General features: G+C 58.7%; 9 protein-coding genes and 1 pseudogene. 4 read left to right on the forward strand and 6 right to left on the reverse strand.

Features of this window, described 5'->3' with window-relative positions:
• Positions 1 to 86: 86 nt before the first annotated feature.
• Positions 87 to 992, reverse strand: coding sequence for a type II secretion system protein (locus ACH2EH_RS20325; RefSeq protein ID WP_395144571.1), 906 nt, complete (start codon positions 990 to 992; stop codon positions 87 to 89).
• 465 nt (positions 993 to 1457) lie between these two features.
• On the opposite strand from ACH2EH_RS20325, the gene ACH2EH_RS20330 reads away from it, so the two are divergent.
• On the forward strand, positions 1458 to 1736 hold the full coding sequence (locus ACH2EH_RS20330; protein WP_395144573.1) for a hypothetical protein: 279 nt from the start codon (positions 1458 to 1460) through the stop codon (positions 1734 to 1736).
• Positions 1737 to 1836: 100 nt separating this feature from the next.
• Here the strand turns inward: ACH2EH_RS20330 and ACH2EH_RS20335 are convergent, their stop codons facing one another.
• Positions 1837 to 3057, reverse strand: coding sequence for a glycosyltransferase family 4 protein (locus ACH2EH_RS20335; RefSeq protein ID WP_395144574.1), 1221 nt, complete (start codon positions 3055 to 3057; stop codon positions 1837 to 1839).
• A gap of 30 nt (positions 3058 to 3087) precedes the next feature.
• Here ACH2EH_RS20335 and ACH2EH_RS20340 point away from each other — a divergent pair, with 30 nt between their 5' ends.
• Positions 3088 to 3720: a matrixin family metalloprotease gene (locus ACH2EH_RS20340; protein ID WP_395144576.1), complete on the forward strand. Its 633-nt coding sequence runs from the start codon at positions 3088 to 3090 to the stop codon at positions 3718 to 3720.
• Here the strand turns inward: ACH2EH_RS20340 and ACH2EH_RS20345 are convergent.
• Genes ACH2EH_RS20345 through lpxC form a run of 4 tightly spaced genes read right to left on the reverse strand, consistent with a single transcriptional unit; the run spans position 3685 to position 7053 of the window.
• Positions 3685 to 5019 carry a lipid-A-disaccharide synthase gene (locus tag ACH2EH_RS20345; RefSeq protein ID WP_395144578.1) on the reverse strand — a complete coding sequence of 445 codons (1335 nt, stop codon included), beginning with the start codon at positions 5017 to 5019 and terminating at the stop codon, positions 3685 to 3687. The two genes, ACH2EH_RS20340 and ACH2EH_RS20345, sit on opposite strands and share 36 nt — an antisense overlap.
• Positions 5020 to 5022: 3 nt before the next feature.
• Complete coding sequence (gene lpxA, locus ACH2EH_RS20350; protein ID WP_395144580.1) at positions 5023 to 5826, reverse strand: acyl-ACP--UDP-N-acetylglucosamine O-acyltransferase; 804 nt, start codon at positions 5824 to 5826, stop codon at positions 5023 to 5025.
• Positions 5823 to 6287, reverse strand: a complete 465-nt coding sequence (fabZ, locus tag ACH2EH_RS20355; protein WP_395144582.1) for a 3-hydroxyacyl-ACP dehydratase FabZ — start codon at positions 6285 to 6287, stop codon at positions 5823 to 5825. The genes lpxA and fabZ overlap by 4 nt, the downstream gene beginning before the upstream one ends.
• Positions 6280 to 7053, reverse strand: coding sequence for a UDP-3-O-acyl-N-acetylglucosamine deacetylase (gene lpxC / locus ACH2EH_RS20360; RefSeq protein ID WP_395144583.1), 774 nt, complete (start codon positions 7051 to 7053; stop codon positions 6280 to 6282). The genes fabZ and lpxC overlap by 8 nt, the downstream gene beginning before the upstream one ends.
• A gap of 37 nt (positions 7054 to 7090) precedes the next feature.
• Between lpxC and ACH2EH_RS20365 the strand changes: the two genes are divergently transcribed.
• Together ACH2EH_RS20365 and ACH2EH_RS20370 are read left to right on the forward strand one after the other, a co-directional pair.
• Entirely contained in the window at positions 7091 to 7483 is a 393-nt protein-coding gene (locus ACH2EH_RS20365; RefSeq protein ID WP_395144584.1) for a hypothetical protein, read from the forward strand.
• A gap of 102 nt (positions 7484 to 7585) precedes the next feature.
• Positions 7586 to 9074 (forward strand): annotated as a pseudogene (locus tag ACH2EH_RS20370) (hypothetical protein); the annotation flags it as partial.

A 9074-nucleotide genomic window follows, 5' to 3' on the forward strand; every position in this document is an offset into this window, starting at 1 on the left:
GGTCTCTTCTTTTGTTGAGCAACCCGCTAGCGCGAGCAGAGCCAGTGCACTGAGAGCGAGGATTTTGATTTTCATTACCATCACTCCTAGTCCAGCCAGAGGCAGTTTGCACCACCTGCTGTCGGGCAACGCGGGTAGTTGGCGCGGATCCAGTCCGTGACTTGATCACAGCGCAGGGTGCTCGGGATGTTGGTGCCATCAGGCTGTGCTGTTCCAGCGTTGTTGACGATATAACCAGGGTCTGCACAGTAGGCCATGCGACCAATTGCCGGGACAGCGGGCATGACCATGCGGCCATTGAAGCCACCCGTCATAAATCCGCCAATCATCTTGACGTTTTTAGCATGGCCATCCATGAAGCCCATATTCCACTGAGCACCGTGACGGATTGCGGAGTTACGGCTCATAGCGCCTGCACCGTCCATCGCGAATCCAATACCTACCGTCATACGGGGAGTATCGTAGGTGTCTCCGTAGGCGAACATCTCTGCAGGGCTGTCAATGGAGGCAATTGCCGTTCCAGGATGGCGGCGACCACAAGCATCACCCGCTACAGCCGCGATGGAGGGCCCCATCAGACCACCGCCACGGTAGTTGATCGGTCCCCAGTTGTAGCCGTAGCCTGAGAGGCGGCTCTGGACGTAAACACCACCCACACAGCCTGCGGTCACACCCGCAGCGGAACCCTGAGTACGGGGCCCGCCGTTAGTGCGATCCGGGCAGTTGAGCACATCAAGGTTCTTGATGTAGGGCATCAGCTCTGTCCACCACTCCCAGCCACCACCACGAGCACCCGGAGTGGTCTCGTCATAGTCTTGGACATACATCATCATGGACGTGCCGATTTGCTTCACGTTCGAAAGGCAGGCCGTCTGGCGAGCCTTAGCACGAGCCTGGGCAAAAACAGGGAAAAGAATAGCGGCGAGAATCGCGATAATGGCGATCACGACTAAGAGTTCGATAAGTGTAAAACCACGTTTGGTTTGTTGCATTTGTTTGGTACCTCCGCTGCTTGGTGGGTTTATACCCACGCAGTCAGTCTATCCCCGACGATGGGGCGAACTATTAACACAGAGCTAAGAAACGGTTAAGAACCGTTTATGTTGACGATACCGCTGCAGGTGCAGGAGAGGATCCCGCGCTTGCAGTTACTAGTGTGCCTGGAATTGTTAAGAAAGTCAAGCGGCACGAAAAAACTTAAAAACTGAGTCTGTTACACGAGGTCTGCCGCCGGTTGGAAACCGGCGTCTGCAATGGCGTTCCGCCGCAAAGCCCGTTCCGGGCTGTAGATACTGTATAATACAAGCAGGTAGTGTGTACTATCAATACATATTTTCTATTTGGTATACCGAAAGGAACTCTTAATGGCAACGAAATTTACCCTTGCATACACCCGAAGGAAGAAAGACTGGCAGGTTGATAGCACACTCAGGCGTGCTGCTGCGACCGCTATATTCATGCAGAGCCTTGACATCAAGTATCAGACGATCCCTGATATGGAGGTAAATCGTCTGCAAAGCGCGACGAGCGATCTGCAAAACAGTGTCAACGAACTAAATGTGCATCTTACAGCCATCGCGGCACTGTTGCCGACGCTTGACACACAGACCGAAGTGCTTGACAAACTTAACAAAGCGAGCTATGGAACCTTGCGTAGCCTACTGAAAGGCAAGCCTGAGGCACAGCGTCTGGATCAGGCCGTGCCCCCCACGCGGCGCAAACCCACGGTTCCGTAGGCCCTCCCTCCCCCCTGCCCCCTCCCGTTATCGGGAGGGGGTGCCGAGGAACGAGGCGGGGGAGGGCAACGGAGGCGGGGGAGGGCAACGAGGCGGGGAGTTAGCCCCAGCCAGACGCTTCGTACTCTTCCCAGACACGCTCATAGACGGCTTTGGTGTCGGCGGCGATCACGTCCCAGTTGAAGATGCTCTCGACGCGCTCGTAGGCGTTTTGTGCCATCCAACGCGCGTGACCAGGGTCGCGCACCGCGCGAGCGATTCCCCAGCCGAGCGAGTCCGCATCGCCTCTGAGGGTCGTCGTGCCCGTCAGATTGTGTTCGACCACCTCGGCCAGCCCGCCCGCATCACTCACCACAACAGGCGTGTGCGCCGCCATCGCCTCCAGCGCCACAATGCCAAAGGGCTCGTAAAGGCTGGGGAAGACGGCGACATCGGCCACTTGGTACAGATTATCCCGGTCCTCATCACTCACGCGCCCCGTGAAGTAGACATGGTCCCAGACCCCGAGCTGCCGGGCGAGCGCCTCTAAGTGCCCCCGGACACCGCCGCCGGAGATCACGAGCTTGGCGTTGACACCCAGTGCCCGTACTTTGGGGAGCGCCTGCACCAGAATATGCGCGCCTTTTTCGTGAACAGGCCGACCGATAAAGAACACCAGTCTCTCGTTATCCGCGACAAAGCGGCGGCGGAAGCTTGACCATGCAGCGCCCTCCAGTCCCTCGAAAACGCGTGTCTCCACCCCGTTGGGAAGCACATCCATCTTGTCCCACGGCACGCCCAGCGCGTACTCCACCTCACCGCGCATGAAGTTTGAGCACACAATTACCCGCCACGACTCATGGGCAAGCTCCGTCTCGCACTGGTTGATGTAGCGCTGGCCCTCGGTGCGAATCCCACTATTGCGCCCAAACTCGGTGGCATGGATGGTCGAGAGCATCGGCAGTTTGTAGCGCAGCTTGAGCGCGATCCCGGCAAACTGGCCCAGCCAGTCATGAACATGCAGCACAATAGGCGTCTTATTCTTTTTGCGTGCCTCTTTTTTCTGCCACTCTTTAACCAGCGCATCGGCGCACTCATCTAATTTATCGTTGAGCAAGTGGACCCAGTGCACAAAATTATCCGATGGATCCGTTACGGTGACGCGGTGAATAAAGAGATTCGGAACCGGGTTCTCCTCAGGGGCACCGCCCGAATCACCACACGTGACCACATGGGTCTCCACGCCTGATCGCGCGAGTGCCGGGGCAAGGCCCTCCAGCGCCGCCGCGATACCGCCCACCCGCATGGGCGGGTACTCCCAGGAAAGCAAAATTGCACGCATGTGCCGATTGTACCCTGTATACTATTGACTATGAAAAGGCACTTTCAACGACACTTTCTTGGTAGCTTGGCTCTGCTCTCTGTCTTGATGGGCTGTGCGGGTAGCAGCAGCACACCGCCTCCCACGACTCCTGATTATTTGAGTGAGCTCAACCTCTCGCTACGCTGGTCCAGTAGCAAGACTGCCAATCCGCTAAAAGTCTTTATTGGTCTGGACGGAACCACCGACCGCTCGACGGAGCTGATGGCTGCCGCTAATGCCTGGAGCATCGGCACGAGTAATCTGGTACGCTTCACACAGACCACCGATGCCAGCGAAGCAGATATCACGGTTGCATTTAGTGAGACGGTGAACTCTGCCGATGGCGGCGTGGGAATTACCAAGGTGAGGTTTTTTGATTCTCCTAGTAATCCCACGACCGATGGCATCATTCAGAAGAGTGACATCACGATCCGACAGGGTGTTTCCAGTGCGCTTCTCCTGCCCGTTGCCGAGCATCAGTTCGGCCATAGCCTGGGCATTGTTGGGCGTAACTTAGGAGACAACGGGCATAGCGCTTTCGAGGGCGATGTGATGCACGAGGTCATTAAGACCAGCTCCGCGCTCAGCTCGCGTGACAGTGCAACCCTAATTCAGCTCTACGCTCGAACACGCGCCCACTAGGGAGAGGGCGAGCCGGGCGGTGCGCTCCGCACCGCCTGGCTCGCCGAGCTGAGAGCGAACTTGGGCTAGGTCGCGGCGCATCCGGGCCATGCGATCTGGATCGAGGAGCATTCCCAAAATCTCTGAGGCGATTGCCTCCGGGGTAGCTGCCTCCTGCAAGAGCTCCCGGCAGATCTCCTCGCCCGCGATAATATTGGGCATCCCCACAAAGCGGGGTAAGCTCTTGCGAACCAGTGCAAGCTGGAGGGCATTGCCGCGCCCGAGCTTGTAGACAATCACCATTGGCTTTCCCAGGATCGCTGCCTCCAGGGTTGTGGTTCCTGACTTGCAGATCAGCGCATCTGCGGCGGAGAGCACATCATAGGTGGCATCCTCGACAATGGCGAAAGGAGGAATGACCAGCCGATCACTGCGGTGGGGCTGTGCGTGCTCACTCCACTGCCGCTGCCGCTGCCGCAGTGCATCCGCGGAACCCTCCGCCAGAACGACGCGGCGCTGCCGCGTGTCTGAGGAAGGCTTGGGCTGTTCCTTCAAAACTTCTGGGTGGCGGGTGGCCTCGATGATTGCCGCCTCTACCTGCGCCCGCGCCACCGTCGGGGCCAGTGCGATCAGAAACTGGACACCAGGGATACGCTGGGCGATCTGGAGGGCGGCAGCAAGCTGGACGGGCAAGATGGCCTCGATCTCCTGCGTACGGCTTCCTGGCAGCAACCCTACCAGGGGTTTGTCGGTATCCAGCCCGTACTTCTGGGCAAAGACGGCAAGCGGCTGCGAGGGCTTCACTAAATCAAGCAGCGGATGCCCGACAAACTCCGCGCGGACGCCCAGCCGGTTGAGCTCGCTTGCGTTCCAGGGAAAGGGGGAGGCAACCGCATCCACTAAGCCGCTCAAAGGGGTGTACTTAAGAGTCTTATGCCACGAGCCTGGAGGGAAGTAGTAGAGGATCTTGGTTTGTGGTATATGGCGCCGTGCCCAGGGCACCAGCCCTTGAATGGGGCCGATTCCCAGGTGGAAGGCCCGTGCATCAATGGGGATGAGCACATCTGGGGGACGCTTCTTGAGCTCAGTGAGGAGCCGGTGGCGGGCGGAGAGCATCTGTGGGAACAGCTTGAGGGCCGCCGCGATACCAATGACACCAAAGGCGTTGGCATCCACCAGAACCTCCGCGCCCGCCTCGCGCAGCCACGTGCCGCCGCTCCCGTAGATCTCCATGTCCGGGACAAGGCGGCGCAGCTCACGCGCGAGCTGACCCGCGACGCGGTCTCCGGAGGCTTCGGCGGCAGTGATCGCAATGCGCATAGGCTAGCGCCGGGGGCGGTCTTCCTGACGGCCTGAGGTACCGTCTTTCATACGCTCGATAAACTGCACCAGGTAGTCCAAGTCCGGGTTGGAGTCTAGCTCCTCCGCGATCGCCTCCAGTGCCTGAGTACGGTTCAGGTTGGAGCGGTAGATGAGTTTGTAGGCCTGTTTGAGCGCCGTGCGCGTGTTCGCGTCAATTCCTGCGCGGCGTAACCCGCGCACATTGAGATCCAGCACATCCGCAGGACGACCATCGGCGAGCATAAACGGAGGGACATCCTGAACGACTTTCGAGTATCCTCCCACCATGGCGTAGCGGCCCACACGCACAAACTGGTGCATGCCAACAATACCTCCGATGACCACATTGTCCTCGACATAGATATGCCCGGAGAGCCCAGCATACGACGAGAGCATGACCTTGTTGCCCACATGACAGTTGTGACCGATATGCACATAGGCCATGATCAGCCCATCCTCGCCGACCGTCGTGGCTTCCTCCTCGCCCGTGGAGCGGTGAATGGTCACAAACTCGCGGATCTGGGTTCGGTCACCGACACGCACAAACGAGCGCTCCCCCTTGAACTTATTGTCCTGAGGCGGCCCGCCGAGCACGGCTCCGGCGCGCACCTGGCACAGCTTGCCCAGCTCTGTGTACTGTTCCATCACCACATGGGGCCCCAGAATGGTGCCCTCACCGACAATACAGTCGGGACCAATAACGGTGTAGGCACCGATTTCTACATTTTCCCCGATCTGAGCAGTGGGATCAATGACAGCAGTCGCGTGAATTTTAGAGGTACTCATAGGTCGCTCATGTTCCCTTCCGCCAGTGCAAAGGAGATGTCCGCCTCCGAGGCAATCTTGCCCTCGACTTTTGCCTCGCAGTGAATCCAGCCCATCGGGCCGCGTACTTTAATGACCGTGATCTCGATCTCTAGCACATCACCCGGAACCACTTTACGCCGGAAACGGGCTTTCTCGATACCCGTGAGCAGGGCCAGCTTGCCCTCATTGCCCGGCTCCAGCAGGAGCAAAACTCCCCCGACCTGAGCCATACACTCGATCTGCAAGACTCCTGGCATGATCGGAACCATCGGAAAGTGCCCGACAAAGTGGGGTTCGTTGACTGTCACGTTCTTGCGGGCTAGGATGCGCTTTCCCAACTCTACTTCGAGCACACGGTCTACGAGTAGAAAGGGATAGCGGTGTGGCAGGATACGCAGGAGCGTCGCCGCCTCAATCGGCAAAGTTATTTCGTTACTCAAAATCAATCCTCGACAAAAGGGACGCCAGTTGGCAGTTTAGCCCGTGGCTGGGTCTCATGGCGATTATATCCGCTTTTGGCAAAAAACCAGCAAGCAGCAGATCCCCCAGCAAGTCTAAAAGTTTATGACGCGCAAGTTCGTTGTCAAAGCGGAGCGCGGGCTCGTAGCGATCCGGGTGGACAATAACGGCATTTTCCAGCGAGCCCCCCTTGGCCAACCCGGCGTCCAGTAGCTTCTGGACTTCCTCGATAAAACCAAACGTGCGCGCGGGGCCGATCTGCTCCGCATAGTCCTTGCCTTCCCAGCGCGCGAGCTGTGTGCCGACGAGCGGGTGCTCAAAGGCGATAGCGCAGGTGACGGTGAGCTTCTCCGCGGGGTAGCAGGCGATAAATGCGCCTCCTCGGCCCGTTACAATAATCGGCTGGGGAATCTCACGCAGTGCAAGTGCGTCCTGGGGCAGCACTGCCGCCCAGCCCGCCGCACTTCCATCGAGAATCGGGAGCTCCGGGCCACTCACATGCACCTTGAGATCGCGGATACCACGCCCGGCGCAGGCGGAGAGCAGGTGCTCGACGGTCGAGAGGCGGGCCGTGCCACAGCCCAGCACCGTACACCGCAGTGTCTCCACGACATTCTCGGCGCGAGCGGGGATGAGGCCCTCGGGCGTCCCAAAGAGAATGCCGGAGCCCGGAGGAAGTGCACTGAGTGTTGCGGAGCAGGGCTGGCCAGTGTGAATGCCGATGCCCGAGAGAGTCGCGTAGGTCATACCCTAGATGATACAATATCCGCTAGCGAATTTTCTCATGAGCCGCATCGTTCACCGCCAGCCAATCTGGACTTGGAGCCTGCTTCTGCTCTCCACCCTCCTGCTCACCCCGAGCACGACGGCGGTGGTGCTGGCGGCGCTGCGCCAGGCAAATGTGGCGGTGGTTCCCGCCGAGGCCGCGGTTGCGCCACGCCGGGCGACGACTCAAGAAGAAGAAGCCATTAAGGCCGCGGCCCAGAGCGGTCGCCTCAAGCTGGTACGCCTCGAACCAGCGTCGGAGAAGAACGCCCTCGCGGTTCTGACGCCCACTCGGGCGACCATCATGCTGCCCGAACTCCAAAATACTCTCGCACCGGCTCCCTTGGCCTCAGCGGTGCTTCGTTCTGTGGAGACTGTCTGCTGTGGTTCCCGTGCACCGCCGCACGGGTAAATCTCCTTTTTCTCTTTCTCTGCTTTCCCCGACCCTGAAAGGCCGGGCTTGGCTTTACGCCGTCCTGCCGACGGCAAGCCTTTTCTAAAGATATTTAAAACTATGGATTTTCTACGAAAATTTTTTGATAATAACGAGCGTGACATCCGCAAGTACCGTAAGGTCGTGGAGACGGTCAACGCGATTGAGCCTACGTTTAAGAAGCTCACCGACGAAGAACTCAAGGCCAAGACCGAGGAGTTCCGGCTTCGTGTCGTGACCCAGATCTGTGCGAAAGTGGAAGATAAAATCGCCACGATCGAAGCGGAGTTCAAGAGGCGAGCCGAGGAGCTACTTGGCAGCTCAGAGCGCACCGAGGAACAGCGCAAGGCCCATACCGAGGAGTTCCGGCAAAAACTAGATGAGCTGGTCGGCGATAAAGACCGGCGGCGTGCTGAGGCGCTGGAAGGCGTGTTCCGAAAGTTCAATCCTGAGGAGGATAACGGGAAGTCGAGCGTGTTCTACCGGCGGGTCGGCGAGATCTTGGGCTACCGGGATAACAAGGAGCTGCGTGCTGGCTACGATAAGGCGCTGGATAGCATTATGGTGGAGGCATTCGCGGCGTGCCGTGAGGCGGCGTGGCGGACGCTAGGGATGCGTCACTTTGATGTTCAGCTTATTGGTGGGATGGTTCAGCACGATGGCCGTATCTCCGAGCTGCGCACCGGCGAGGGCAAGACACTGACGTCTACGCTGGCGACCTATCTGAATGCGATTGCCGGAAAAGGTGCGCACTTAGTGACCGCCAACGACTATCTTGTCAAGCGTGATGCGGTCTGGATGGGGCCGGTCTTTGCGGCTCTGGGAATGACGGTTGGGATCTTGCAGGGACACTCTCCGGAGACGGGTGAGGGCGGCGGGACTTTTATCTACGACCCGACCTACGAAGACCCAGCACTGGATGGGCTGGATGAGCGCTTCAAGTACTCCCGCCAGACCCACGACCGCCGCGATGCCTACTCGTGCGATATTCTCTACGCCACCAGTGCCGAGCTGGGCTTTGATTATTTACGCGACAATATGGCTCCCACTCTGGAGCATGTGGTTCAGCACCGAGGGCACTGGTTCGCCGTCATTGATGAGTGCGACTCGAATTTAATTGACGAGGCGCGCACTCCGCTGATTATCTCCGGTACCGCACAGCGCTCCAGCGAGCTCTACTATGTCTTTGCGGGAATCATGCCCCAGCTTGAGAAAGGCATGGCGAAGAAAGACAAGTACGACACGACCACGGATGAGAAAGACTTCACCGTGGACGAGAAGGCTAAGAACGCCACGTTTTCCGAGCGCGGAATGGAAAAGGTCGAGGAGATTCTGCGCAAGATGGGCCATGACATTCAGGACATCTCGGCGATGGAGAACCTGGAGTACATGCAACACGCCGTCGCCGCCCTGAAAGCCCACGGTGTCTTCGAGCTGGACGTGGACTACGTGGTGAAGCCCAATCAAGAGGGCAAGCCTGAGATCGTGATCGTGGACGAGTCCACGGGGCGCTTGATGTTTGGGCGGCGCTGGTCCGACGGTCTGCACCAGGCGGTGGAGGCCAAAGAGG

This window comes from Armatimonas sp. (genome assembly GCF_043760365.1).
Classification (GTDB): Bacteria; Armatimonadota; Armatimonadia; order Armatimonadales; family Armatimonadaceae; genus Armatimonas.